This window comes from Pseudonocardia nantongensis (genome assembly GCF_046546495.1).
In the GTDB taxonomy this organism is placed as follows: domain Bacteria; phylum Actinomycetota; class Actinomycetes; order Mycobacteriales; family Pseudonocardiaceae; genus Pseudonocardia; species Pseudonocardia nantongensis.
In genome coordinates this window covers 234,583-260,299 of record NZ_JBKGXT010000004.1, presented here as the reverse complement: position 1 = coordinate 260,299, position 25,717 = coordinate 234,583, and the positions used below count along the sequence as shown (strand labels likewise).

General features: G+C 73.4%; 26 protein-coding genes and 1 tRNA gene. 16 read left to right on the top strand and 11 right to left on the bottom strand.

What is annotated here, in order from left to right; all coding sequences use genetic code 11:
* Nucleotides 1-39: 39 nt before the first annotated feature.
* Together ACLFMI_RS06800 and ACLFMI_RS06795 are read right to left on the bottom strand one after the other, a co-directional pair.
* A complete protein-coding gene (locus ACLFMI_RS06800) occupies nt 40-699 on the bottom strand; it encodes an NAD(P)H-binding protein (protein ID WP_410946872.1) in 660 nt (219 codons plus the stop codon).
* A 362-nt stretch (nt 700-1,061) separates the two neighbouring features.
* Nucleotides 1,062-1,514, bottom strand: coding sequence for a DUF4442 domain-containing protein (locus ACLFMI_RS06795; protein WP_410946871.1), 453 nt, complete (start codon nt 1,512-1,514; stop codon nt 1,062-1,064).
* A gap of 152 nt (nt 1,515-1,666) precedes the next feature.
* Here ACLFMI_RS06795 and ACLFMI_RS06790 point away from each other — a divergent pair, with 152 nt between their 5' ends.
* The 3 genes from ACLFMI_RS06790 (at nt 1,667) to ACLFMI_RS06780 (ending at nt 4,563) form a co-directional block, all read left to right on the top strand.
* Complete coding sequence (locus ACLFMI_RS06790) at nt 1,667-2,695, top strand: NAD(P)-dependent alcohol dehydrogenase (protein ID WP_410946870.1); 1,029 nt, start codon at nt 1,667-1,669, stop codon at nt 2,693-2,695.
* A gap of 78 nt (nt 2,696-2,773) precedes the next feature.
* Nucleotides 2,774-3,805: an amidohydrolase family protein gene (locus tag ACLFMI_RS06785; protein WP_410946869.1), complete on the top strand. Its 1,032-nt coding sequence runs from the start codon at nt 2,774-2,776 to the stop codon at nt 3,803-3,805.
* A complete protein-coding gene (locus ACLFMI_RS06780; RefSeq protein WP_410946868.1) occupies nt 3,802-4,563 on the top strand; it encodes an iron-sulfur cluster assembly protein in 762 nt (253 codons plus the stop codon). Before ACLFMI_RS06785 ends, ACLFMI_RS06780 begins: the two co-directional genes overlap by 4 nt.
* Before the next feature lie 70 nt (nt 4,564-4,633).
* Here the strand turns inward: ACLFMI_RS06780 and ACLFMI_RS06775 are convergent, their stop codons facing one another.
* The 4 genes from ACLFMI_RS06775 to ACLFMI_RS06760 form a co-directional block, all read right to left on the bottom strand.
* Nucleotides 4,634-5,404: a class I SAM-dependent methyltransferase gene (locus ACLFMI_RS06775; protein ID WP_410946867.1), complete on the bottom strand. Its 771-nt coding sequence runs from the start codon at nt 5,402-5,404 to the stop codon at nt 4,634-4,636.
* Nucleotide 5,405: 1 nt separating this feature from the next.
* Nucleotides 5,406-6,554 (bottom strand): 5-methyltetrahydropteroyltriglutamate--homocysteine S-methyltransferase, encoded by a 1,149-nt coding sequence (locus tag ACLFMI_RS06770; RefSeq protein ID WP_410946866.1) that lies wholly within the window; start codon nt 6,552-6,554, stop codon nt 5,406-5,408.
* A gap of 102 nt (nt 6,555-6,656) precedes the next feature.
* Nucleotides 6,657-7,448, bottom strand: coding sequence for an enoyl-CoA hydratase/isomerase family protein (locus ACLFMI_RS06765; RefSeq protein ID WP_410946865.1), 792 nt, complete (start codon nt 7,446-7,448; stop codon nt 6,657-6,659).
* A gap of 51 nt (nt 7,449-7,499) precedes the next feature.
* Nucleotides 7,500-8,309: an IclR family transcriptional regulator gene (locus ACLFMI_RS06760; RefSeq protein ID WP_410946864.1), complete on the bottom strand. Its 810-nt coding sequence runs from the start codon at nt 8,307-8,309 to the stop codon at nt 7,500-7,502.
* A gap of 121 nt (nt 8,310-8,430) precedes the next feature.
* Between ACLFMI_RS06760 and ACLFMI_RS06755 the strand changes: the two genes are divergently transcribed.
* Nucleotides 8,431-9,057, top strand: a complete 627-nt coding sequence (locus ACLFMI_RS06755) for a nucleoside/nucleotide kinase family protein (RefSeq protein ID WP_410946863.1) — start codon at nt 8,431-8,433, stop codon at nt 9,055-9,057.
* 180 nt (nt 9,058-9,237) lie between these two features.
* Here the strand turns inward: ACLFMI_RS06755 and ACLFMI_RS06750 are convergent.
* A tRNA-Leu gene (locus ACLFMI_RS06750) sits at nt 9,238-9,320 on the bottom strand.
* A 218-nt stretch (nt 9,321-9,538) separates the two neighbouring features.
* On the opposite strand from ACLFMI_RS06750, the gene ACLFMI_RS06745 reads away from it, so the two are divergent.
* The 10 genes from ACLFMI_RS06745 to ACLFMI_RS06700 all read left to right on the top strand — a co-directional run bounded on the left by ACLFMI_RS06745 (nt 9,539) and on the right by ACLFMI_RS06700 (nt 21,237).
* Entirely contained in the window at nt 9,539-10,873 is a 1,335-nt protein-coding gene (locus ACLFMI_RS06745) for an FhaA domain-containing protein (RefSeq protein WP_410946862.1), read from the top strand.
* A 94-nt stretch (nt 10,874-10,967) separates the two neighbouring features.
* Nucleotides 10,968-11,435, top strand: coding sequence for an FHA domain-containing protein FhaB/FipA (locus ACLFMI_RS06740; protein ID WP_410946861.1), 468 nt, complete (start codon nt 10,968-10,970; stop codon nt 11,433-11,435).
* Between the two features lie 123 nt (nt 11,436-11,558).
* Nucleotides 11,559-12,905 (top strand): PP2C family protein-serine/threonine phosphatase, encoded by a 1,347-nt coding sequence (locus tag ACLFMI_RS06735; RefSeq protein ID WP_410946860.1) that lies wholly within the window; start codon nt 11,559-11,561, stop codon nt 12,903-12,905.
* A complete protein-coding gene (locus ACLFMI_RS06730) occupies nt 12,905-14,422 on the top strand; it encodes an FtsW/RodA/SpoVE family cell cycle protein (protein ID WP_410946859.1) in 1,518 nt (505 codons plus the stop codon). Before ACLFMI_RS06735 ends, ACLFMI_RS06730 begins: the two co-directional genes overlap by 1 nt.
* Complete coding sequence (locus ACLFMI_RS06725; protein ID WP_410946858.1) at nt 14,419-15,888, top strand: peptidoglycan D,D-transpeptidase FtsI family protein; 1,470 nt, start codon at nt 14,419-14,421, stop codon at nt 15,886-15,888. Before ACLFMI_RS06730 ends, ACLFMI_RS06725 begins: the two co-directional genes overlap by 4 nt.
* 37 nt (nt 15,889-15,925) lie before the next feature.
* Entirely contained in the window at nt 15,926-17,497 is a 1,572-nt protein-coding gene (locus tag ACLFMI_RS06720; protein WP_410946857.1) for a serine/threonine-protein kinase, read from the top strand.
* Nucleotides 17,498-17,600: 103 nt separating this feature from the next.
* Nucleotides 17,601-19,610 carry a Stk1 family PASTA domain-containing Ser/Thr kinase gene (gene pknB, locus ACLFMI_RS06715; protein WP_410946856.1) on the top strand — a complete coding sequence of 670 codons (2,010 nt, stop codon included), beginning with the start codon at nt 17,601-17,603 and terminating at the stop codon, nt 19,608-19,610.
* 26 nt (nt 19,611-19,636) lie between these two features.
* Nucleotides 19,637-20,272 (top strand): aminodeoxychorismate/anthranilate synthase component II, encoded by a 636-nt coding sequence (locus ACLFMI_RS06710; protein ID WP_410946855.1) that lies wholly within the window; start codon nt 19,637-19,639, stop codon nt 20,270-20,272.
* 182 nt (nt 20,273-20,454) lie between these two features.
* Complete coding sequence (gene crgA, locus ACLFMI_RS06705) at nt 20,455-20,715, top strand: cell division protein CrgA (protein WP_410946854.1); 261 nt, start codon at nt 20,455-20,457, stop codon at nt 20,713-20,715.
* 72 nt (nt 20,716-20,787) lie between these two features.
* The gene (locus tag ACLFMI_RS06700; RefSeq protein ID WP_410946853.1) at nt 20,788-21,237 is read left to right on the top strand and encodes a PH domain-containing protein; all 450 of its coding nucleotides are present in this window, start codon (nt 20,788-20,790) and stop codon (nt 21,235-21,237) included.
* 27 nt (nt 21,238-21,264) lie between these two features.
* Here ACLFMI_RS06700 and ACLFMI_RS06695 read toward each other — a convergent pair whose 3' ends face one another.
* Nucleotides 21,265-21,981 (bottom strand): rhomboid family intramembrane serine protease, encoded by a 717-nt coding sequence (locus tag ACLFMI_RS06695; RefSeq protein WP_410946852.1) that lies wholly within the window; start codon nt 21,979-21,981, stop codon nt 21,265-21,267.
* Nucleotides 21,982-22,195: 214 nt separating this feature from the next.
* Nucleotides 22,196-22,741: a peptidylprolyl isomerase gene (locus ACLFMI_RS06690; protein WP_410946851.1), complete on the bottom strand. Its 546-nt coding sequence runs from the start codon at nt 22,739-22,741 to the stop codon at nt 22,196-22,198.
* Nucleotides 22,742-22,783: 42 nt separating this feature from the next.
* Here ACLFMI_RS06690 and ACLFMI_RS06685 point away from each other — a divergent pair, with 42 nt between their 5' ends.
* The gene (locus ACLFMI_RS06685; protein WP_410946850.1) at nt 22,784-23,170 is read left to right on the top strand and encodes a hypothetical protein; all 387 of its coding nucleotides are present in this window, start codon (nt 22,784-22,786) and stop codon (nt 23,168-23,170) included.
* Nucleotides 23,171-23,206: 36 nt separating this feature from the next.
* Here the strand turns inward: ACLFMI_RS06685 and ACLFMI_RS06680 are convergent, their stop codons facing one another.
* Nucleotides 23,207-24,043, bottom strand: a complete 837-nt coding sequence (locus ACLFMI_RS06680) for an alpha/beta hydrolase family protein (protein ID WP_410946849.1) — start codon at nt 24,041-24,043, stop codon at nt 23,207-23,209.
* Between the two features lie 430 nt (nt 24,044-24,473).
* Here ACLFMI_RS06680 and ACLFMI_RS06675 point away from each other — a divergent pair, with 430 nt between their 5' ends.
* Nucleotides 24,474-24,926, top strand: a complete 453-nt coding sequence (locus ACLFMI_RS06675) for a hypothetical protein (protein ID WP_410946848.1) — start codon at nt 24,474-24,476, stop codon at nt 24,924-24,926.
* A 174-nt stretch (nt 24,927-25,100) separates the two neighbouring features.
* Here the strand turns inward: ACLFMI_RS06675 and ACLFMI_RS06670 are convergent, their stop codons facing one another.
* Nucleotides 25,101-25,670: a GNAT family N-acetyltransferase gene (locus ACLFMI_RS06670; protein WP_410946847.1), complete on the bottom strand. Its 570-nt coding sequence runs from the start codon at nt 25,668-25,670 to the stop codon at nt 25,101-25,103.
* Nucleotides 25,671-25,717 lie beyond the last annotated feature (47 nt).

The window sequence follows — 25,717 nt, the reverse complement described above, 5'->3', positions numbered from 1 at the left end:
CGCTCCGGCCCGGGGCACGCCCCCACCAATCGGGTGAGCTCAGCCGAGCGCGGCGACCGCGTCGGCGATCGCGGTGCCGCCGCCGCGCAGCTCCAGGGTCGTGCCCACGGTGTGCGGCGCGGCGAGCAGCGCCGCCAGCACGACGGCGGTGTCGTCCCGGGTGACGTCGTCCCGCTCCACCGGGGGCGGCGCCAGCAGCACCGTGCCGGTGCCGGGGTCGTCGGTGAGCCGGCCGGGGCGCAGGATCGTCGCGTCCAGCCGGTCGTCGGCGCGGACCGCCTCCTCGGCCGCCTTCTTGGCCCGGATGTAGGCGGCCCAGACCTCGCCCGCCTGCGGGTCCGGCTCGGCGTCCACCCCGGTGGAGGAGATCAGCAGGTAACGCCGGATCCCGGCCGCCGCGGCGGCGTCGGCCAGCAGCGTCGCGCCGTCCCGGTCGACGGTCTCCTTGCGCGCCACCCCGCTGCCCGGTCCGGCCCCGGCCGCGAACACGACCGCGTCAGCGCCGCGCAGGTGCCCGGCCAGCTCGTCCGCCGGGACCTGTTCCATGTCGGCGAGCACCCCCTCGGCGCCGGTGCCGCGCACCTCGTCGAGATGGTCGGGGTTGCGCACGATGGACCGCACCGTGTGCCCCTGTCCGGTCAGGTGGGTGGCCAGCCGCATCGCGATCCGGCCGTGCCCACCGGCGATCACCACATCCATACCGGACGACGCTAGACCGCCGACGACAGCTCCGCGCGGTGCCGGACCTCCTGGACTACGTGCGCGTCATCGCGCAGCTCTCCATTCCGGACAGCGTGCTGGGAGGACACCGGCGCGGCGATGCTCGCCCGGCCGTGAACGGTCGGCGAGCCGGGTGGTGCCACGGAATCACCGCGGGCCCGCCGTCATCACCGGCATGGGCCGCCAGACCCCGGAGTCGCTCGAAGCCCGCCTCGAGGGCTATGACGCCCAGGCGCGCAGCATGGGCCTTCCGCATCTGCCAGCTCCGCTCGGTCTGGCTCAGGGTCCGGCCCATCGGCTCGCTGATCGCCCGCGGACCGACGGCCGGACCGCCTCCCGCGTCAGGAGTGCGGCCGCAGCGTCCACACCACGCTCATCCGGCCGGTCTCCCGGCCGTCGGCGTCGGTGATCGACACGTCCACGGTGAACTCCGGCCGGGTACCGGCATCGAGCTCGGCCAGTACCTCACCAACCGATCGGGTCAAGATCGCTTCGGCGCGCAGGTCCCCGCGAGCGAGTTTCAGGTAGCCGATCTCGGAGCGGACGACCAGCGGGACGGCCCGGTCCCCGGCGGCGGCGAACGCCGCCAGCCCGATCGCGCCGGAGGCCGTCTCGCCCAGTCCGAAGATAACCGCCGCATGCGGTCCGCCCACGTGGTTCTGCTGGTCGGGGCGGTCGGGCAGGTGCGCCACGGCCCGCTCCGTCGTGATCTCGCCGAACGTGATGCCGGCCGTGGAGACCCACGGCACGGCCTGCGTCATCGCTCCGGCCACCCAGCTCGCGTCGTCCGTCATACCCGCAGGCTACTCGCCAGTAACTCCAATCCGAGAACTGTCCGTTCGGTCCGGATTATCGATATGTGGGAATGGACCCCCTTGTTCGTCGTGCGCTCGGGCGATGGGATCGCTGTGACCGGGAGCACATGCCAGAGGCCAGGAGGTACCCCGTGAAGGCCGTGCGGGTGCACGCGTACCAGCAGGATCCCCAGATCGACGACGTCCCCGAGCCGAAGATCCAGGGCCCGCTGGACGTCATCGTCAAGGTCGGCGGCGCCGGCGTCTGCCGCACCGACCTGCACATCGTCAACGGCGACTGGGCCGACATCCAGAACCCCGAGCTGCCCTACGTGATCGGTCACGAGAACGCCGGCTGGGTGCACGCCGTCGGCGACGCCGTCACGAACGTGCAGGTCGGCGACACCGTCATCCTGCACCCGCAGCCGTCCTGCGGGCTCTGCCTGTCCTGCCGGGCTGGCCGGGACATGCAGTGCACCGGGGACGCGTTCTTCCCCGGCCTGTCCAACAACGACGGTGGGATGGCGGAGTACCTGCGCACGACCGCCCGGGCCTGCGTGAAGCTGAACCCGGACACCAACCCGGCCGACGTCGCCGCACTCGCGGACGCGGGCATCACCGCCTACCACGCGGTCCGCAAGGCGGTGCCGTACCTGTATCCGGGCACCACCGCGGTGGTGATCGGCGCGGGCGGGCTCGGCCACATCGGCATCCAGGCGCTCGCCGCGCTGACCGCCACGAAGATCATTGTGGTGGACAAGAACCCGGCCGCGCTGGAGCTCGCGAAGCAGATCGGCGCTGACGAGACGATCATCGCCGACGGCGAGCACGTCGCGGCCGTGCAGGAGCTGACCGGCGGCGGCGCGAGCGTGGTCTTCGACTACGTCGCCGAGCAGGGCGTCGAGCTCGAGGCCTGGCAGATGACCGGCCCGGCCGGCTACCAGTTCAACCTCGGCTACGGCGGCGAGTTCCGCGCACCGACGCTGGACTTCGTCGCCGGCGAGAAGAACGTGATCGGCAACATCGTCGGCACCTACAACGACCTGGCCGAGCTGATGGTGCTCGCCCAGGCCGGGAAGGTCACGCTGCACACCGCGCAGTACCCGCTGGACCGCGCGCTGGACGCGCTGCACGACCTCGACGCGGGCAAGGTCCGCGGCCGGGCGATCCTCGTCCCCTGATCCCTCATCCATACGTCCGTACAACACGAACGTCCTGACCACCACCGATCGGCGACGCTGCCGGCGCAGGAGGAACCCATGTACGAGAAGGATGGCGAGAAGTACTTCATCGTCGACTCCCACAGCCACTTCTGGGACGCGTCCCGGGAGAACTGGGTCCAGGGTCGCGAGCAGTACGCCAAGGGCTGGATCGACTGCTTCTACGGCTACCACCAGCTGGGCCCGCCGGAGACCCACTGGGACTGGGAGAAGTTCCTCAAGGTCTCGGCCGACGACTTCGAGCGGGACATGTTCATCGAGGGCCACGTCGACTACGCGATCTTCCAGTCGACCTACCTCAAGGAGTGGTACGCCAACGGCTTCAACACGACCGCCCAGAACGCGGAGCTGCTCGAGCGCTGGGGCGACCGGCTGATCGTCAACGGCCGCTTCGACCCGCGCGAGGGCGACGCCGGCCTGCGTCAGCTCGAGGCCGACCACGAGAAGTACGGCTTCAAGGGCGTCAAGCTCTACACCGCGGAGTGGAACGGCGACTCCCGTGGCTTCAAGCTGACCGACCCCGAGGCCTACCGCTTCCTGCAGGCCGCGCAGGACATGGGCATCAAGAACATCCACATCCACAAGGGCCCGACGATCTGGCCGCTGGACAAGGACGCATTCGACGTCGCCGACGTCGACCACGCCGCCACCGACTTCCAGGGCCTGAACTTCATCGTCGAACACGTGGGTCTGCCGCGGATCGAGGACTTCTGCTTCATGGCGGTGCAGGAGCCCAACGTCTACGCCGGCCTCTCGGTGGCCGTCGGCGGGCTGATGCACGCCCGGCCGAAGTTCTTCGCCAAGGTGATGGGCGAGCTGCTGTTCTGGGTCGGCGAGGACAAGATGACCTTCGGCAGCGACTACAACATCTGGACGCCGAAGTGGCAGGTCGAGGGCCTGGTCGACTGGCAGATGCCCGACGACGACCAGTTCAGCGACTACCCGCGCCTCACCACGGCGTCGAAGAAGAAGATCCTCGGCCTGAACGCGGCCCGGCTCTACGACATCCCGGTGCCGGACGAGTGCAAGCTGCAGGACGCTCCCGGCGAGCAGCTGGTCGCGGGACAGTGACCGCCGGGCCTGCACTCGACACCGTCGACCGGCAGGCCGTGTGGTCCGCGCTGGGGACGGTGCTCGACCCGGAGCTGGACGAGCCGATCACGGACCTCGACTTCGTCGAGACCTGCACCGTCTCGCCGGATCCCGACGGTGCCGCCGGTGACACGGTGGTCACCGTCGGGCTCCGGTTGCCGACGTTCTTCTGCGCCCCGAACTTCTCGTTCCTGATGGTCGCCGACGCCTACGACGCGGTGACGGCGATCCCGGGGGTGAGCCGGGCGCAGGTGACGCTGGCCGACCACCACGCCGCCGACGAGATCAACGATGGCGTCGCGGCCCACGCCGGGTTCGTGAAGTCGTTCGAGGGCTCGATCAACGGCCGGGCCGCCTCGGAGCTGGACGAGCTGCGCCGCACGTTCCTGTCCAAGGCCGCGCTGGCCGGGCAGGACCGGGTGGCCCGCCCGCTGGTCGAGGCCGGGGCCGGTCCGGAGGAGCTCGCCGGGACCACCCTGGGCGAGCTCGCCGGTACCGACGCCGACACCGACGAGCTGGCGCGGCTGCGGCACCGGAGATCGATCATCGGCCTGCCTGCCGCGGACGACTCACCGCTGCTCGTGCATCCCGACGGAGCCCGGGTCACGGTCGAGCAGGTCCCGCTGCACCTGCGCCGGGCACGGCTGCAGCGGGTCGGGATCGAGACCAACGGCGAGTACTGCAAGTCGCTGCTGCAGGTGCGCTACGCCGACAAGGCGGCAGCCGCCGCCCAGTAGGAGGACCCGGGAGCGGACCCTGCCGTTCCCGGACACCACGTGAGCCGTGGCCCGCCGCCGGGGCCACGGCTCACGTGCGTCCCGGGGCCTGCGTGCCCCGGGCCGGGCCGGCGTCCAGCACCCGGACGGTGTCGACCAGCCGGTACCCGGGCCCGTGCCGGTAGGGCTCCAGCCCGCGCAGCACCGCCTCCCGGACGGCGCCGGGTCCGGCGGCCCGGGCCGCATGCCGGCCGGGCCCGGACGCGAGCACCCCGGCCACCAGGTCGTCCGGATCGGGATGGTGCACGGGCACCCGCAGGACGGCGATCTCGCGCACCGTCAGCCCGGCGAGCCCGGCCAGCTTCGCCAGCCGGTCCGGGTCGGTGAGCGGCGGCGCGCCGGTCCCGCTGCGGTCGGGTCCCGGCCGGTCCGGCCGGGGTGGTGCGGCCCCGGTGAGCGGGGCCAGTGCGGCCCCGACGGCGGTGGCGTCGCACTCGTCGGGGCGGCCCCACACGGTCGCCCGCACCGCGCCGCCGGGCGCGCACACCCGGCAGGCCTCGCGCAGCGCGAGCAGCGGATTCGCCAGGTGCTCGAGCACCTGGACCAGGGTGACCAGGTCGAACACGCCGTCGTCGCAGGGGAGGTCGTGGGCGTCGCCGAGGGTCAGCACCGCGCCCGGGACGAGCCGCTCGGCGGCCGCCAGCGCCCGCCGCTCGGCGTCCACACCGGATACGACGAGGTCGTCGGCGGCGGCCCGGGCGAGCAGCTCTCCGGCACCGCAGCCGACGTCGAGCATCCGGGCACCGGGACCCGCCCCGGCCAGCACGCGGTCGTGCAGCGGGGACGGGGCCGCGGTGCGCACGTCAGCGTCCCCAGACGTCCTCGGCGACCGACACGATCAGTTCCAGCTTGGCCTTCTGGTCGTCCACGGTGAGCGCGTTGCCCTCCACCGTGGAGGAGAACCCGCACTGCGGGGACAGGCACAGCTGGTCCAGCGGGACGTAGCGGGAGGCCTCCTCGATCCGGCGCTTGAGCGTGTCCGGGTCCTCCAGCTCGCCGCGCTTGGTCGTCACCAGGCCGAGCACGACCTGCTTGCCGGCCGGCACGAACCGCAGCGGGGCGAACGTGCCGGAGCGCTCGTCGTCGAACTCGCAGAAGAAGCCGTCCACGGCCAGCTCGCCGAACAGCGCCTCGGCCACGTGGTCGTAGCCGCCCTCGGCGGCCCAGGACGACCGGTAGTTTCCGCGGCACATGTGCGTGGTGACCCGCATGTCCGCGGGCCGGTCGGCGATCGCGGCGTTGATCTGGCGCAGGTAGCGCAGGTGCTGGGTGTCCGGGTCGTCGCCCTTACCGGCCAGCTCCGCACGGTGCGCGGGGTCGTTCAGGTAGGCCAGCGCGGTGTCGTCGAGCTGGGCGTAGCGACAGCCCCGCTGGTACATCGCCGACAGCTGGTCGGCGTAGGCGGCGGAGAGGTCCGCCCAGAAGCCCTCGAGGTCGGGGTAGACGTCCCGGTCGATCACCGCGGCGCCGCCGCGGGCGTAGACCATGCTGGGCGAGGGCATCGTCAGCTTCGGCGTCGCGGTCGTGACCTGGTCGGTCAGGTACTCGAACGCGTCGGCGAAGATCGGCTCCTCGAGCCGGACCTTTCCGCTGACGGCCATCCCGGCCGAGGTGAAGTTGTTCTGGCCGGCGGCGTTGCGCATCTTCACCTCCAGCTTCTCGGAGGTCTTCGAGATCCCGCCGAGCCGGTAGATGAAGTCCATGTGCCAGGAGGTGCGCCGGAACTCCCCGTCGGTGGCCGAGCGCAGCCCGACCGACTCCTGCAACGCGACGACGTCGGTGACCGCCGCGTCCTCGGCTGCGCGCAGGCCGGCGTCGTCCAGGGTGCCGGCGGCGTGCTGCTCGCGCGCGGACAGCAACGCCGGCGGGCGCAGCAGGCTGCCGACGTGATCGGCACGGAACGGCGGCTCGGTGCGGACGTTGCTGTTCTCCGACTGCGCTGTCTCCGTCATGCGGGCGAACGTATCGCCACCCGGCCATGGATGCAGCCGAACTTCCCCTCCACGGAAGCCTGCCGACACCCGCGGGTCGGGGTGGGTGGTCGGCGGGTGGGGTCAGCGGGCACGCCACCGTGGGGAACGCTTCTCCCGGGCGGCCGCGGCCCCCTCGGCGGCGTCCTCGGTGGCGCCGGCGACCCGCCGGAGCGTCTCGCCGAACCGGATCGCCTCGACCGAGCCCATCTCCGGCCCGCGCACGGCCATCTCCTTGATCGCCCGCTGGGCCAGCGGTGCGCCCGCGGTCAGCCGGCCGGCCAGCGCCCGCGCCTCGGTCATCAGGTCGGCGGGCGGGACCACCCAGCCGGCCAGCCCGATCTCGTGCGCCCGCGCCGCGTCGATCGTCTCCCCGGTCAGCAGCAGCTCCATCGCGTACTGCCGGTTGATCATCCCGGGGAGCCGCAGCGCACCCACGATCGTCGGCACGCCGATCCGGGCCTCGGGGAACGAGAACGTCGCGTCCTCGGCAGCGATCACGAAGTCGCACCAGGTCAGCAGGGTGACCCCGTACCCGACGGCCGGACCGTTCACCGCCGCGATGATCGGCTTGAAGATCTCCCAACCGCTCTCCAGCGAGTTCACCGTGGGCCGCTCCCAGAAGCTGCCGGGGAAGTCGCCCGCCGGGTTGCCGGTCGTCGAGCGCATGTCGGCGCCGGCGCAGAACGCCGTCCCGGCGCCGGTCACGATCGCTACCCACGCCTCGTCGTCGGTGCGGAAGCGGTCCCAGGCGGCGTTGATCGCCCGGCGCATGTCGCCGTCGATGGCGTTGCGCCTCTCCGAGCGGTCATAGGTGATCGTCACGACGTGCCCGTCCCGCTCGTAGCGGACCGGCCCGGCTCCCTCCTCGGCCATCGCGCCATCCTGGCAGCCGGACCACCGGGCCGCGATCATCGCCGAGCGCCCTCAGCTCGAGGCGGCCGCTCCGGCGGCGGACCCCAGGTGCCGGCCCAGCGGGCCCGCCGCGTCCCGCACCGCGCGCTCCAGCTCCCAGCGGCGCCCGGCGAAGTCCGCCCGGCTCACGACGACCGCGAGCGCGATCCGCTCGGCCGTCCCGGTCGGGACGGTGACCGCCAGCCCGGCACGGCCGCGGGCGTGCTCCTCGACCTCGACCGCGACCCCGGCCGAGCGCACCCGCAGCAGGTCCCGGTCGAGCAGCCGGCGGTCGGTCAGGGTGTGCGGGGTGTGCCGCGGCAACGCCGAGGGCCGGGTGGGTGACGGGCCGTCGAGCACCTCGGCCAGCCGTCCGGGCTCCAGGCCGGCCAGCAGCGCCTTCCCGGGGGCGGTGGCGTGCGCGGGCAGCCGCTCCCCCGCCATCGCGGCGGGCCCCGGGTGCGCCGGGCACGTCTCGGTGTGTGCGACGACGACGTCGTCGCAGCGCAGCACGGCCAGCACCGCGGCCGCACCGACCCGCGTGTGCAGGTCGGCGAGCACCTCGCGAGCCGGTGCCGGGGGCACGATCGGGTCGGTGAGACCCCGGTAGAGACCGACCACCCGGTACCCGAGGCCGTAGCCGCGTACCCCGTGCAGCCGGACCAGGTACCCCTCCTCGACGAGCGTGCCGAGCAGCCGATAGCAGGTCGGCAGCGGCATGTCCAGGCGGCGGGCGAGCGCCTTGGCCGTGACCCCGTCGCCGGCCTCGGCGACCGCCTCCAGCACCCGTAACGCGCGCCGCAGCGCGCCCCCGTGCCCCTCGGCGGGAGCCCCTGTCGTCACCCGCCTAGTGTCGCCCAGCGGAGCGCGCGGAGCGAGCATCGGCCCCAGCGCGGAGCAGGCGGAGCGCGCATCCAACGCACGCGCGGAGCAGGCGGAGCGCGCATCGGATCCGGGAGGCGCTGTGGCGGGGAGATTCCGGCCGCTGGACCGGGACGGCCTCGTGACGCACCTGGCCGACCGGGTGCGGGAGCTGCCCGGGCGGGCGCGGGTGCTGGTCGACGGGCCGCCGCCGGCCGGACCGGTACCGCTGGCGACCACGGTCGCCGAACGACTCCGTGCCGCGGGCCGGTCCTCGCTGGCCGTGGACGCCGACGACTTCCTGCGGCCGGCGTCGGTGCGGCTCGAGTTCGGGCACACCGACCCGGACATGTTCCTGGACGGCTGGCTGGACGAGCCCGCGCTGCGCCGCGAGGTGCTGGGCCCGCTCGCCCCGGACGGGTCCGGGTACGTGCTGCCCCGGTTGCGGGACACCGCGCGGGACCGGGCCTTCCGGGACTCCCCGGTCGGGCTCGGCGCGGACGGCGTCCTGCTGCTGGCCGGCGGGCGGCTGCTCGGGCGCGGGCTGCCCGCCGAGCTGACCGTGCACCTGCGGATGGGCCGGGCCGCGCTGGAACGCCGGCTGCCCGCCGACCTGGCCTGGACCGCCGCGGCCTACGCCCGCTACGAGGCGGAGGGTGACCCCGGTGGGTACGCCGACGTGCTGGTGATGTCCGATCACCCCGACCGTCCGGCGCTGCGGGACACCTGATCGGCGCTCCGCAGGTGATCACGGGCTGGTGATCACGGGGAGTGCCGGCAGCGGCCGGGGCAACCGGTTCGAGTGACGGTGACCACCGATCTCGCGATGGCGCCGGTGACCGGCAGCGAGGAAGAATCCGCCCCCGGAGGTGCTGTGATGAGGTGCTGGGGAGCCACCGGAGTGGGAGGGTGGGCGAGGAGGGAGTTGAACCCTCACGTCCTTACGGACACACGGACCTGAACCGTGCGCGTCTGCCATTCCGCCACTCGCCCTGAGCGACAGGAGAAAGTTAGCACCCCGGTCCGAGGGCTCCGTGCAGGGGGGTCCCGGGGTGCGCTCCGGCCGCGGCACGGGTAGATCGGAGGACGTGCGCCGGAGCGTCCGGCGGACCGGGCAGGCGGTTCCGGTCGGGCGCCGCCCGGCCCGGCGGTTAGCACAGATACGATCGGTCACACAGCACCGACACGCCGATGCGGACGGAGGAGATCATTTGGGCCGCGTGGATCGCTTCGAGCGCCGACTTCAGGGGTTCGTTGGCGACGCCTTCGCGCGGGTCTTCGGAGGCAGTGTCGTCCCACAGGAAGTCGCACAGGCACTGCTGAGGGAAGCCGAGGACAACGTCGAGCAGCTCGCCGGGGGTCGCCTGCTGGCACCCAACCGGTACACCGTGCTGCTGAGTCCCAGTGATCTCGACCGGATGGCGGGCGACGAGGACGGGGTCGTCAGGTCCCTCTCGTCGCACGTAGCGAAGGAACTCACCGACCAGGGATGGGACACCTACGGTGAGGTCGTAGTCTTTCTGGAGCGCTCCGAGGCGCTGCACACGGGACAATTCCGCACCCGCTCCGCTGTCGACCCCGACGCTTCCCGTCGGGCCGCCGGCAGAGCTCGCACCGCAGGAGAAGCACCCATGAGCCAGCAACCGGGCCACCCCGAGGAGAACGGGCAGTACGGATACGACCGGGGCGCCCCCGGCGGGTACGGCCAGCAGCAGACCTACGCGCCTCCGGGGTACGACCAGGAGCAGGGTCAGCCGGGCTACGGCCAGCCGCAGGGCGGGTACGACCCGTACGGCCAGCCGCAGGGCTACGGCGACCCGCAGGCCTACGGAGCGCCGCAGGGGTACGGCCAGCCGCCGCAGGGCTACGGCCAGCCCCCGCAGCAGGGCGGGTACGACCCCTACGCCCCGCCGCCCCCCGGGTACGGCCAGCCGCAGGGCGGCTACGGCCAGCCCCCGCAGGGCTACGCCGACCCGAACCAGGGCTACGGCGGCTACGCGCCGCCGCCCGGCTACCCGCAGGGCGGCTACGACCAGGGCTACGACGGCGGCTACGGCCAGCCGCAGGGCGGGTACGGCCAGCCCCAGGGCTACGCGCCGCCGCCCGGCTACCCGCAGGGCGGCTACGACCAGGGCTACGACGGCGGCTACGGCCAGCCGCAGGGCTACGGTGCGCCCCCCGGTTACCCGCAGGGCGGGTACGACCAGGGCTACGACGGCGGCTACCCGCCCCAGGGCGGCTGGGGCGCCCCACAGCAGCTGGCCGCGATGCTGATCCTGGACGACGGGTCGAACCGCAACTACCAGCTGGCCGAGGGCACGCACGTCATCGGCCGCGGCCAGGACTCGAACTTCCGGCTGCCGGACACCGGGGTCTCCCGCCGGCACCTGGAGGTCGCCTGGGACGGCCAGGTCGCGACCCTGAACGACCTGGGCTCGACCAACGGCACCACGGTGAACAACAGCCCGGTGCAGTCCTGCCAGCTGACCGACGGCGACGTGGTCCGGGTGGGGCACTCCAGCCTGGTCTTCCGGACCCAGGGCTGACCCGCCCCTGAACGATGAGCGCCCGCCCGGTGCGGCCGGGCGGGCGCGGCACGGGCCGTGCTGGACGAGGAACGACAGAGAGGCGAGCGGGCGCGTGCCGGAACTGGTGCTGCAGCTGACCAGAGGTGGGTTCCTGGCCCTCCTCTGGTTATTCGTCCTGCTCGCGCTCCAGGTGGTCCGCTCGGACCTGTACGCGGCGTCCGGGCTGAAGGCCGCCGTCCCGGGCCGGGCCGGCAAGCCGTCCCGGGGCCGCGCCGGTGGCCGTAGCCGCTCCGCGCGCCAGTTGCTCGTCACCCAGGGGCCGCTGGCCGGCAGCCGGATCACGCTGGACTCCCGGCCGATCCTGATCGGCCGTGCCGACGACTCGACCCTCAAGCTGGACGACGACTACGCGTCCACCCGGCACGCACGCATCTCGCAGCAGGGCGACGAGTGGTACGTCGAGGATCTCGGGTCGACGAACGGCACCTATCTCGAACGTAATAAGGTCACCGGGCCCACCCGGGTCCCGCTGGGGACGCCGGTCCGAATCGGCAAGACGGTGATCGAGCTGCGATCGTGACGGGCCTGAACCGACCATGACGACACTGCCGCGACCGCCCGCTCCCCCGGTGCCGCGGCCGCTCGACCGATCCCGCGGCGCGGGATCGCCCCGACGTGCCCCGACCGAAGCCGGAGCCGCCCCGTGACACTGGTGCTGCGCTACTCGGCCCGCAGTGACCGCGGACTGGTCCGGCAGAACAACCAGGACGCCGTCTACGCCGGCCCCCGCCTGCTCGCCCTCGCCGACGGCATGGGCGGACACGCCGCGGGCGAGGTCGCCTCCTCCCTGGTGATCTCCGCCCTGGCCCCGCTGGACGACGACGTGCCCAGCGACGACCTGCTCGCCGAACTCCGTACCGCGACCCACGACGGCAACGACGCGATCAGCCGGCACGTGGCCGACGCCCCCGACCTGGAGGGCATGGGCACCACGCTGACCGCGATCCTGTTCGCCGGGTCCCGGCTCGGCATGGTGCACGTCGGCGACTCCCGCGCCTACCAGCTGCGCGGCGACGAGTTCAGCCAGATCACCAAGGACGACACGTTCGTCCAGTCGCTGATCGACGAGGGCCGGATCACCGAGGAGGAGTCGCACACGCACCCGCAGCGCTCGCTGCTGCTGCGTGCGATCACCGGCCAGGACGTCGACCCCTCGCTGTCGATCCGGGAGGCCCGCGCCGGCGACCGGTTCCTGCTCTGCTCGGACGGCCTGTCCGGCCCGGTCAGCGACGAGACGCTGCACCACACGCTGGAGGACTACCCGGACCCCCGCGAGTGCGCGGACCGCCTGATCGAGCTCGCGCTGCGCGGCGGCGGCCCGGACAACATCACCTGCATCGTGGCGGACGTCGTCGACGTCGACTACGCCGACGACGCCCCGATCATCGGCGGGTCCGCGGGGCGCAACCCGCGCAGCGACGACGGCGACTACCGGCGCGACGACCGCGGGCCGGGATCGTCGGCGCAGCGCGCCGCGGCCACCACGCTGCCCCGCACCGAGCCGGTGCGGCTCGAGCCGGACCGGCCCCGGCAACCGTCCCGTCGGCGCGGTGTGCGCCCGCTGGTGGCGGTGCTCGGGGTGCTGGTCCTGCTGGTGGCGGGCCTGGTCGTCGCCCGGACCCTGGTGCTGCAGCAGTACTTCGTGGCGGCCGATCAGAGCCAGGTCGCGATCTACCAGGGAGTGCGCGGCACCGTGCTGGGGATCCCGTTGCAGCGGGTCGCGGAGCGGTCCGACATCGACCTCGACGACCTCCCGCAGGCCGAGCGGGCCCAGGTGGCGGACGGGATCGTCTCGGACGACGGCGAGTCCGGCGCCCGCGCGACGATGGACCGGCTGCGAACCAAGGTGCTGCCGCTCTGCTCGACGCTCGCCCCGCCACCGACACCGGTGGTCGTACCACCGGCCGTGCCCGGCGAGCCCCCGGTGACGACGACCCCGCTGCCGACCGTGACCCCGGACCCGGGCCGGAACTGCCGGCTCGACGGCTGATGGCGGCCCGGAAGAACCGCGCCGCCGGGACGGATGCGGGAACGGCCCGCACCGACGGGGCGGACGGCGCCGAGACCACGATGCCCACCGGGCGCGGGATCGAGCTGCTCATGCTCGGCCTGGCCGCGGTGCTGACCACCGGCGCGCTGGTGCTGGTGGAGGCCAACCAGGAGCAGTCGCTCACCACCGACCTGCTGTTCATCGGCCTCGCCTACCTGGTGCTGTTCGCGCTGGCCCACCTCGGCGTCCGGCGGTTCGCCCCGTACGCCGACCCGCTGATGCTGCCCGCGGTGGCGCTGCTGAACGGGATCGGCCTGGTGATGATCCACCGGCTGGACCTGGCCGCGGCGGCGCGTGCCGAGCTGCTCGGCCGGGAGGTGCCGTCCGCCCAGATCACCCCGCAGATCGCCTGGACGGTGCTCGGCCTGTCGCTGTTCTCGCTGGTGCTGTTCTTCCTGCGTGACCACCGGGTGCTGGCCCGCTACGGCTACACGGTCGGCTTCGTCGGGATCGTGCTGCTCGCCCTGCCCGGCCTGCTGCCGTCGTCGATCTCCGAGGTCAACGGGGCCAAGCTCTGGATCCGGATCCCCGGTCTCGGTGGTATCCAGCCGGGCGAGTTCGCCAAGATCCTGCTGATCATCTTCTTCTCGGCCTACCTGGTGCAGAAGCGCAACCTGCTCTCCACCGCCGGGCGCCGCTTCCTCGGCATGGAGCTGCCCCGGGCCCGGGACCTGGCCCCGCTGCTGGTCGCCTGGGTGCTCGCGGTCGGCATCCTGGTGATCGAGCGCGACCTGGGCAGCTCGCTGCTGTTCTTCGGCCTGGTCCTGGTGCTGCTCTACACCGCGACCGAGCGGGTCTCCTGGATGGTCATCGGTCTGTCTATCTTCGCGGCCGCAGCGGTGGTCGCCTACCAGCTGTTCCGGCACGTCCAGACCCGGGTGCAGATCTGGCTGGACCCGTTCGCCGACTTCGACGGCGGCGGGTACCAGCTCGCGCAGGCGCTGTTCGGCCTGGGCACCGGCGGTGTCGGCGGGACCGGGCTGGGTGCCGGGCGGCCGGACCTGGTCCCCTTCGCCGCGTCCGACTTCATCTTCTCCTCGCTCGGCGAGGAGCTCGGGCTGATCGGGCTGGCCGCGATCCTGCTGGTCTACCTGGTGCTGATCACCCGCGGGCTGCGCAGCGCGCTGGCCGTGCGGGACACCTTCGGCAAGCTGCTGGCGACCGGGCTGGCGTTCTCGATCGCGCTGCAGATCTTCGTGGTCATCGGCGGGGTGACCAAGCTGATCCCGCTGACCGGCCTGACGCTGCCGTTCCTGTCCTACGGTGGTTCGTCGCTGGTCGCGAACTACGCGCTGGTGGCGATCCTGCTGCGGATCTCGCACGTGGCCCGGGCGCCGCTGCCCCGGCGCCCGGAGCGGCCCCGGACCTCGATCGCCGAGGCCGGCACCGAGCTCGTGCAGCGCCCCGCGAGCGCCGGCCAGGCGCCGTCGACCACCCCGGAGAGGAGTGACCAGTGAACCGCCCGGTCCGCCGCGTCGCCCTCGCGGTGATGATCATGGTCGTCGCGCTCCTCGCGAACGTCACCTACGTGCAGGTCGTGATGGCCGGGCAGTACCGCGACGACCCGCGCAACCAGCGCACCCAGATCGACGAGTACTCCCGCCAGCGCGGTCAGATCACCGGCGGCGGCCAGGTGCTCGCGCAGAGCGTGGAGTCCGAGGGCCGGCTCCGCTACCAGCGCCAGTACCCGAACGGGCCGGCGTTCGCCCCGGTCACCGGCTTCCTGTCCACGGTCTACGGCAGCGGCGGCCTGGAGCGCTCGGCCGACGAGGTGCTCAACGGCACCGACGACCGGCTGTTCGTGCGCCGGCTGTCCGACCTGATCACCGGCCGGGAGCCGGCAGGCGGCAACGTGGTGACCACGATCGACCCGCAGGTCCAGCAGGTCGCCTACGACCGGATGAACTCCCAGGACTTCACCGGCGCCGTGGTGGCGCTGGAGCCGCGGACCGGCGACATCCTCGGGATGGTCTCGACGCCGTCCTACGACCCGAACCCGCTGGCCGCGCCGGACGCGGGCGCGCAGCAGGACGCCTGGCGGGAGTACAACAACGCCGAGCCGTCCCCGCTGGTCAACCGGGCGATCAGCGAGATCGAGCCGCCCGGCTCGACGTTCAAGCTGGTGACCACCGCGGCCGCGCTGCAGAACGGCTTCACCCCGGACAGCCGGCTGACCGCGGCCCCCGACCTGACGCTGGCCGACTCCACGACGACGCTGGAGAACTACAACGGCTCGACCTGCGGCGGCGGCGCGACGGCGTCCCTGCGCGAGGCACTGGCCCGCTCCTGCAACACCGCGTTCGCCCAGCTCGGCCAGGAGGTCGGCGCGGACAAGCTGCGGGCCCAGGCCGAGGCGTTCGGGATCGGCCGGACCGACCTGCAGATTCCGATGCCGGTCACCGCATCGCAGGTGGGGCCGATGGAGGACACCCCGTCCACCCAGCAGTCCGCGATCGGCCAGCGTGACGTCCGGCTGACCCCGATGCAGCTGGCCATGATCGGTGCCTCGATCGCGAACGGCGGCCAGACCATGGCCCCGCACCTCATCCAGGAGATCCAGGGCGCGACCCTGGACACCGTCGACACCACCGAACCGGACCGGATGGCCCGGTCGATGCCGGCCGACGTCGCGGGGACGCTGACCGATCTGATGCTCGGCTCGGAGGAGCGGACCCAGGGCGGCGGGAAGATCACCGGTGTCCGGATCGCGTCCAAGACCGGTACCGCCGAGCACGGCACCGACCCGAAGAACACCCCGCCGCACGCCTGGTACGTGGCGTTCGCCCCGGCGGAGGACCCGAAGGTCGCGGTGGCCGTGCTGGTCCAGAACGGAGGCAACCGCGCGCTGGAGGCCACCGGCGGCTCGGTCGCCGCGCCGATCGGCCGTGCGGTCATCGGCGAAGCGCTCCGGGACGCCCAGTGAGCCCGGAGTCCCCCCGCCACCGGCCGCTGGTGATCGGGTGAGTGCGCTCGCGGCCGGGCAGCTGATCTCCGAGCGGTACCGGCTGGACCGGCGGATCGCCGTCGGTGGGATGGGAGAGGTCTGGGAGGCCGAGGACACCCGCCTGGGCCGCAACGTCGCCGTCAAGGTGCTGAAGGCGGACCTGTCCGACGATCCGGAGTTCCTGCACCGCTTCCGGATCGAGGCCCGCACGGTGGCCTCGCTGGACCACTCGGGCATCGCCGCGGTTCACGACTACGGCGAGGACGACGGTCCGGCCGGCGGCGGCCGGACCGCCTACCTGGTGATGGAACTGGTCCGTGGGGAGCCGCTGTCGACGCGGATCGGGCGCGGCGCGATCCCGGCGGACGAGGCGCTGGACATCCTCGAGCAGGCCGCCCGGGCGCTGCAGGCCGCGCACGAGCGCGGGTTCGTGCACCGCGACGTCAAGCCGGGAAACATCCTGCTGCGCACCGACGGGGTCGTGAAGCTGACCGACTTCGGCATCGCAAAGGCCGCCGACGCCGTCCCCGTCACCCGGTCCGGCATGGTCATGGGGACCGCCCACTACATCGCGCCCGAGCAGGCCTCCGGGGACGAGGCCGGGCCGGCCGGGGACGTCTACTCGCTGGGCATCGTGGGCTACGAGTGCCTGGCCGGGATGCGCCCGTTCCGCGCGGAGAGCGCTGTGGCGGTCGCGATGATGCAGGTCCGCGACGATCCCCCGCCGCTGCCCGGCGAGTTCCCGGAGCGGGTCCGCGAGCTGATCGCCTCGGTGTTGGTGAAGGACCCCGAGCATCGCTACGCCGACGGCGCCGAGTTCGCCGAGGCGGTGGCCGCGGTCCGCCGCGGGCACCGGCCGCCGCCGGCCGGCATCCCGGCGCCGTCCGGGGACGCCCCCGGCTTCCGGCGCGAGCCCGGCCCGGACGAGGCCGGCATCGACGAGCCCCGGCCCGGGCGGCACGGCCGTGCCGCCCCCGGTGCCGGACCCGGAGACCCGCGCTCCGGCGGCCTCCCGCAGGCCCGGCCCGCGACCGGTCCGCAGCACGCCGGACCCGGCGACCCTGGCGGGCGCCCACCCGGCCCCCCACAGGTGGCCCGGCCGGGTTCCGGCCCGGTCCCGCCGCACGCCGGGCCGCCGCCCGCCGGACCGCCGCCCGCGCACCGGCCCGGCGGGCCTCGACCGGACGGCCTCCGAGCCGAGGAGCAGCCGCCCCGGCGACCGCACGGCCCGGTCCGGCCGGTGACGCCCGAGCAGCAGCGGCAGGTCCCGGCCCGGCCGCCGGTCCGGCGGCCCGGCCCCGACCGGGCACCCGAGCAGCATCCCTCCGGGCCGCTGGACCTGACCCCGCGCCGGTCCGGGCGCAGCCGGGCGTGGCTGGCGGTGCTGTTCGTGCTGTTGACCGTCGCCGCGGTACTGCTGGCGGTGATGATCCTGCGCGAGACGTCACCCGGCGGCATCTGGACCGGCTCACTGGGGCCTGCCCCGGGTACCGTGGCCGGGCAGGAGGCCGGTGCCGCGGGACCGGCGGCCGTTCCACGGCCGCTCGCCGCGCCGTGGCCCCGTGGTGCACCGGAGGACCTCCGGTGATCCCACGGAACCGGCGATCCGGCGCACGTGACGGCCGAGCGGCCGTGACCCTCCCATCCGACCGGCATGATGAGTACGCCTCCGACCCCGGGAACCTGAACCGATGACGACACCGCGACTGCTCTCCGAGCGCTACGAGCTGGGCGACCCGCTCGGCTACGGCGGCATGGCCGAGGTCCACCGTGGCCTCGACACGCGGCTCGGCCGGGACGTGGCGGTCAAGGTGCTGCGCGCCGACCTGGCCCGGGACCCGCAGTTCCAGCTGCGCTTCCGACGGGAGGCCCAGAACTCGGCATCGCTGAACCACCCGGCGATCGTGGCGGTGTACGACACCGGGGAGATCGAGTCCGAGTTCGGACCGCTGCCCTACATCGTCATGGAGTTCGTCGACGGCCAGACCCTGCGCGAGATCGTCAAGACCCAGGGGCCGCTGACCCAGCAGCGTGTCGTCGAGGTCATGGCCGACGTCTCCGCGGCGCTCGACTTCAGCCACCGGAACGGGATCATCCACCGGGACGTCAAACCGGCCAACGTGATGATCAACGGTGCCGGTGCGGTCAAGGTGATGGACTTCGGCATCGCCCGTGCGCTGGGCGAGGGCCAGAACGTCACGCAGACCGCCGCGGTGATCGGCACCGCGCAGTACCTGTCCCCGGAACAGGCCCGCGGCGAGGCCGTGGACGCCCGGTCGGACGTCTACGCCGCCGGTTGCGTGCTGTTCGAGCTGCTCACCGGCGAGCCACCGTTCACCGGCGACACCCCGGTCGCGGTCGCCTACCAGCACGTGCGGGAGGACCCGCGGGCCCCGTCCGAGCTGAACCCGTCGGTGCCCCCGGCGCTGGACGCGGTGGTGCTCAAGGCGCTGAGCAAGAACCCGGCCAACCGTTACCAGTCGGCCGCCGAGATGCGGGCCGACCTGGTGCGGGTGCGCAACGGCGAGCCGGTGCACGCGCCGCTGGTGATGAGCGAGCACGAGCGCACCGAGATGATGGCGCACGACGACGGTGCGACGACGGCGATGGCCACCCGCCGGCTCAACGGCGGTACCGCCGGGCCACCGACCGGCCGGCACACGATGCCCCCTGGCCACCCGGACTACGACGACGAACCCCGCGGCCGCGGGAAGAAGGTCGGTCTGTGGATCGCCGTGCTGGCCGTGCTCGGACTGCTCGGCTACGTCGGCTTCCAGATGTTCTCGAGCTCCTCGCCGGACCAGATCACCGTGCCGGACGTGCTCGGGCAGACACCGGAGCAGGCACGACAGGCGATCACCGGTGCGCGGCTGCTGGTGGACATCCAGAACCAGCCCTCGGACGTCGGCCAGGTCGGCAGGGTCGTCCGCACCGACCCGGGCGGCGGCAACCAGGTGGCCGAGAACAGCGCGGTGACACTCTTCGTCGGCACCGGTCCGGCCCAGGTCACGGTGCCCTCGCTGAACGGGCGGACACCGACCGAGGCGGGGGGTCTGCTACGCGACGCCGGCCTGCAACTGGGCGGCACCACCGAGCAGGAGACCTCCGACTCGTCGCAGATCGGCAAGGTGATCTCGTCCAGGCCGGGTCCGGGCGAGACCGTCGCCGGCAACTCGCCGGTCTCGATCGTGGTCGGCAAGGAGCAGACCACGATCGCGGTGCCGGACGTGACCGGCCAGCGGGCCGAGCAGGCCCAGGCCGCGCTGCGCGACGCCGGGTTCACCTCGGTCACCACCAGCCAGGTCGACGGCGGCGGCGAGGCCGGCTCGGTGGTCGGCACCACCCCGGCCGCCGGCAGCCGGGTGGCGAAGGATCAGACGATCACCGTCCAGGTCAGCCGCGGCAACCAGAGCCGGGTGCCGGACGTGACCGGCCGCCAGGTGAACGACGCCGTGCAGACCCTGCAGCAGGCCGGCCTCAGCTTCCGGATCCAGACCCAGGACGTGTCGGACTCCCGGCAGAACGGGCGGGTGCTGTCCCAGTCGCCGTCCGGCGGCTCTGGCGCCTCGGACGGCCAGGAGGTCACCCTGACCGTGGGGCAGGCGTCGAACTCCGGGGACAACGGGGGCGATGACGACACCGGCGGGAGTAGCAGCAGCAGCGAGCCCAACAGCACCGACTCCGGGTTCCCGTTCAACTGACCGACCACGACCGGAGGGAACCGACCGTGCGTGTCCTCGTCGTCGACAACTACGACAGCTTCGTCTACAACCTGGTCCAGTACCTGGCCCAGCTCGGCACCGATCCGGTCGTCCGGCGCAACGACGAGGTCGAGCTCGACGAGCTCGACCGGGTGGACGCGGTGCTGGTCAGCCCCGGGCCGGGCACCCCGGAGGGGGCCGGACGCAGCGTCGAGGTGATCCGCGGGGCCGCCGAGCGCAGGACTCCGCTGCTGGGGGTCTGCCTGGGCCACCAGGCGCTGGCCACGGCCTGGGGCGGCGTCGTCGAGCGGGCACCCGAGCTGCTGCACGGCAAGACCTCGCAGGTCCTGCACGACGGGGTGGGCGTGCTCCGCGGGCTGCCCTCGCCCTTCACCGCGACCCGCTACCACTCGCTGACGATCGCTCCCGACGGCCTGCCCGCCGAGCTGCAGGTCACCGGACGCACCGAGACCGGGCTGATCATGGCCGTCCGGCACCGCGAGCTGCCGATCGAGGGCGTGCAGTTCCATCCGGAGTCGGTGCTGACGCACGGCGGGCACCGGCTGCTGGCGAACTGGCTGACCGCGGCCGGGTTCGCCGTCCCGGAGGCGGTCGTGCAGCAGCTCTCCGACGAGATGGCCGGGCTGGTCGCCGGCGTCTGATCCGGTGCGCGTTGGGCTCCGTGCACCCGGACGGCCCAACGCCCCGCGACGATCCGCGCTACCGTGGTGCCAGGATCCGCCCGTGCCGCGCCGCTCCCCGGTGACCGCCCTGTGCGGGTCCCGCCTCCGGCCGGCGCACCGGCCGGACCCGTGTCCGACCCCGCACGCCCAGAGGTCTGCAGATGCCGAAGTCGAAGGTCCGCAAGAAGGCGGCCTACACCCCACCGCCGGTGAGCCGCACCCCGCAGAAGGTCGCGGGGCCGACCCACCCCGCCTACATCGCCGTCATGCTGGCGTTCGGGATCCTGGGCCTGGCATGGCTGGTCGTGAACTACCTGGCCGGTCCACAGATCCCGTTCATGGCCGCGCTGGGGAACGCCAACTTCGTCATCGGGTTCTCACTCATCGTGATTGGCCTCCTGATGACCATGCGCTGGCGTTGAGCAGCGGAAACACGTGATTGTGAGTTATCCTCACTGTGGACGGCGGCTGTGGACAACTCCCATTCGGACACGATGAGTGATCAACCGCAGCGGTACTCCTGGGCCACGCCGGCCGGGGCCGTGGGGCTGCTGTGGGCGCTCACCGTGCTGGCCGCGGCCTGGTGCGCAGGCCTGCTGGTCCTGTCCGCCGACCGGCCCGGCCAGCTGATCGCCGGGGTGGCCGCGGTCGGGCTGGGGCTCGCCGCGGTGTCCGGTACCCGGGCGCGGCCGCGCCTGGAGGCGGGCCCGGACGGGCTCGTGGTGCGGCGGCTGACCTGGACCCGGTACACACCGTGGGCCAGGGTGGATGACGTCCGGATACTCCGGACCCGGCGGCTGGGCCGGGAGTCGTCGTTGCTGGAGCTGGACCTGCGCGACGCCGACGGTACCGAGCGCCTGGTCGTCCTCGGCCGGCCGGAACTCGGCGCGGACCCCGAGGACGTCGTCGAGATCCTGGCCGGTCTGCGACCCGGCCCGGACTGACTCACAGCAACAGCGCCGCCCGGGGCCTCACAGCAGCAGCAGGGCGCCCGTGCTCAGCAGCAGGGTGAGCAGCACGATCCCGCCGACGGCCGCGATCTGGATCCGGCGCCGGTGCGGGGAACTCACACCGAGGTGCACGAGCACCATCGTGACGAGGGCGCCGACGACCAGGCCGCCGAGGTGCGCGGTCAGCGAGATCCCCGGTACGACGACGCTGATCGCCACGTTCACCGCGATGATCGTGAATGCCTGACCCGCCGGGATCCGCAGCCGGCGCAGCAGCACCACCAGCGCACCCATCAGGCCGAACACCGCGCCCGACGCACCGGCGACCGGGGTGCCGGCCGCGCCGAACAGCATCACCGCGGCGGACCCGCCGAGCAGCGCGGCGCCGTACACGGCGAGGAAGCGGGCCCGGCCCAGGACGCTCTCAACCTCCCGGCCGATGATCCACAGCGCGATCATGTTGAACGCCAGGTGCAGCGGCCCGATGTGCAGGAAGCCCGCCGTCACCAGCCGCCAGACCTCGCCGTCCGCGACCAGGACCGGGACCAGGGCACCGACGTCGAACAGGCCGGAGGCGAAGTTGCGGTTCAGGCTGCCGGCCTGGACCACGGTCAGCACGAAGATCGCGACGTTGATCACGACCAGGCCGGGGACGATCACCGGGCGGCCGGTGCGGCTGGCCCCGGCGACGTTGCGCCAGCGCGGCGCGACCCGGGCGGCCGCGCCGACGCAGTCCACGCAGTGCTGGCCGACCGAGGCGTCGCGCAGGCACTCCGGGCAGGCGGGCCGGCCGCACCGGGTGCACTGCAGACGGGTCGGCCGGTCCGGGTGCCGGGCGCAGGCCGGGGCCCCGCCGTGGGCGCCGGCCGGACCGGACGGCGGCCCTGCGCCGGATCCCGGGGAGCCGGCCCACGGGGGGCCGGAGGAGTCTGATCTCTCGGTCAGGGCGGACTCAGCTCCGCTCGATCTCGACCTTCTCGATGACCACGTCGGTCAGCGGGCGGTCCGCCTGACCGGTGGTCACCTGACCGATCGCGTCCACGACGGCGCGCGACTCGGCGTCGGCCACCTCACCGAAGATGGTGTGCCGCCGGTTCAGGTGCGGGGTCAGGCCCACCGTGATGAAGAACTGCGAGCCGTTCGTGCCCGGGCCGGCGTTGGCCATCGCGAGCAGGTACGGCCGGTCGAACTTGAGGTCCGGGTGGAACTCGTCCCCGAACTGGTAGCCCGGCCCGCCGCGACCGGTACCGGTCGGGTCGCCGCCCTGGATCATGAAGCCGCTGATCACGCGGTGGAAGATCGAGCCGTCGTAGAACGGCCCGGTGTCGCCCCCGCTCGCATTCGGCCCCGTGTAGTCCTTGGACCCCTCCGCGAGGCCGACGAAGTTCGCGACCGTCTTGGGCGCGTGGTCGCCGAAAAGCTCGACGCGGATATCGCCCTCGGAGGTGTGCAGGACGGCCGTCGTCTTGGCGTTTCCTGGTTCCGTCACGGCTACCATCGTGCCAGCAACCAGCCTCATCCGTGGGAAGCAGGTCTGTCCATGAGCACCAAGGTCGCGCGAGCCAAGGCTCGCAAGGACGCCGCCGAGGCCGTGCACACGCTCGCCGACGCCGGCCGCATCGTCGCCGGCTCGACGGCCGCGTCGGTCGGCAGCAGCGTCTCGGAGCTGTCCGGCACGCTGTCCGGGCGGGTGGACGACGCGCGGCACGCGCTGGCCGAGGCCATCGATCCGACGCCGGTGAAGGTCCGCCGCGCCCCGTGGATCCTGGCCGTGCTGGTCCTCTCCGGGCTGGCCGCGTACGCGTGGGCGACGCTGCTGCGCCGCGAAGGCCCGGCGGACCCGGGGACCCCGGTCTCGACCACCCCGCCGTCGACCGACCAGCTGCACGGCAAGACGACGCCGACCCAGCCGCCGAGCCGGCCGTAGCCGGCGTTCCGCGCGGGCACGCTCACCGGACGGCACTCACAGGACCGCTCGCAGGACCGCTCGCAGGACACTCCGCAGGAACCCGGTGACGGCGCGCTCGTAGCCCTCCGGGTCGGCGTTCCAGCTACCGGTGTGCTCGGTCCCGGCGAACTCGCGGTAGGTCATCGGCCACCCGGCCCCGGGGGCGGCCGCGGCCAGTTCCCGGCTCAGCGACACCGGTACGGCGGTGTCGCCGTCGCTGTGCAGCGGCAAGGTCGGCGGCCGCGCCGCGGGTGGCCGCCGGGCCAGGTCGAACCGGTCGAGGTCGGTCCCGATCCGGCGTTCGGTGAGCACCGCGGCCACCCGGGCCAGTGACGGCGGGAGGCCGCGGCTACGGGCCTGCCTGCGCAACGTCCGGCGCCAGTCCAGCAGTGGGGCGTCCCAGACGACGGCCGCGACGCCCGCGGCCTCCGGCGCACGGTCCAGCAACGCGCCGCCCAGGACGACGCCCATCGACCAGCCCACCAGGACCGGCCGGCGCGCGCCCCGCTCGTACGCGTACCGGGCCGCGGCGGCGACGTCGTGCCACTCGGTGTCGCCCAGGTGCGAGCGCCCGTCCGGCGAGGGCGGCGCCGCGCCGTCCCCGCGGTAGCTGAGCACCAGCTGGTGCAGCCCGGCCACGTGCAGCGCGGGCAGGATCCGCAGCGCCTCGCGCCGGGTGCCCCCACGGCCGTGCACGCACAACGCCCAGATGTCCGAACCACCGGCCGGCGGCACGTGCCAGGCCGGTGCCGGACCGAGTGCGGTCGGCACCGCGACGTCGTCGAAGGCCAGGCCGCGAGCGCCCGGGTCGGGATCGAACGGCCCGGCATCGACGACCGCAGGACCCGGCACCGGCACCGGGCCGGCCAGCAGCCGCGCCGCACCCGCCGACGGTCCCCGCTCACGACCTCCCCGACGACGGCGAGCCCGGCCGCGCCGCGCAGTCCCCACACCCCCGGTTGCGCGGCCAACCGTGACCGGCCGAGCACGACGGCGTCCTGATCGGCCTCGAGCACCCGCTCGGGCAGTCCCGGGCTCGACGTGGGGTGCAGCAGCACCGTCGAGTAGTGCCACCCGATCACGCCACCCGGGCCGCGGCCGGTTGCGCACTCCGCGTCATCGCCTGGTCGCGATTCTGCGATATCGCGCGAGGTTGCCACTCGTTCGGGTGAACATGCGTCCGTGATCACTGCGGAGCGGAACCGGGTCGACGGCCTCTCGTTGCGCCATCGGAGGGTCTCGCGCCCTCCGCTCCCCAACCCCCAAGGAAAGGACGCGCGACATGAACTCGCTCGCCCGCAACGCCCTCCGGCTGTCCGTGGCCGGCGCGGGTGCCGCCGTGCTCGGTGCCGGCCTGGTCGGCCAGGCCTCGGCCGCCGAGCTGCCGGACATTCCCGAGATGCCGAGCACCTCGGACGACTCCGCCGGCTCCGGGTCCGACTCCGAGGGCTCGGACAGCTCCGAGTCTTCGGAGGGCTCCGGCTCCGAGGACTCCGGCTCCGGAGAGGGCTCGTCCGCGTTCGGCGAGCTGCAGATGCCCTCGGCCGACACGTTGCCGACCGACGCCCTGCCGCTGGACGCGCTTCCCCTCGACGCGCTGCCGACCGACGCCCTGCCGACCGACGCCCTGCCGCTGGACGCGCCCGCGGAAGCGCTCCCCTCGGCCGACTCGCTGCCGAAGATGGACATCCCGGGTGTCATGTACGTCGAGGCGCCCACCGTCTCGATGCAGTAACCGGTCCCGAACGAACCGGTCCCGCACGGACCGGTCCCGCACGGGCCGCGCCGGTCTCCCCACCGGCGTCCGACGGCCGTCCGCACCCCACCGGCGCCCGCTTTGCGGGGGCTCCCCGCGGTGGGGCGGCGGGCGGCCGTCGTCGTGTGCGGGTACCGGAACGTCCGGCACGGCTCAGGAGGGTCGCCGGCCGTGTCGCGGGGGCGGCGGAGCCGGGGCGACGGGCGCGCGCACGATCAGCTCGTAACGGTCGAAGTCCTGCTCGTCGTCGTCGACGTGGCGCAGGAACCGGAAACCGGACCGGCGGGCGACGCCGACCGACGCCACGTTCGCCCGGTCGACGTCGATCCAGATCCGGTCGACGTCCCCGCGCTCGGCGAGGTAGCGCGACGCCAGCCGCACCGCCCGGGTGGCCAGTCCCTGCCGCCGGAACGCGGGATAGATGCCGTAGGACAGCCCGGCCCGGCGCGACCCGGGCGTCGGGTCCAGGTCGGCGTCGATCGTCCCGGCGAGGACGGCGCCGCCGTGCAACCGAATCCCGAAGCACAGCTTGGGACCGTCCTCGGCCCACCGTTCGATCGACCGGCGCACGTGCGCGCGGACCGTCGCGCGGCTGCCCCGCCCGCCGCTGAGCCAGCGGACCAGCTCGGCGTCCTCACCCTCGAGGTGCGGCTCCACGTCGTCCCACCCGAGCGGGCTGAGGACGACGACGTCGTCCGACAGCGTGTTCGGGGGCAGCGGCACTCGGCCATCGAAGCATCAGCCGGTCGCCGTGCGTGACCGACCCCTAC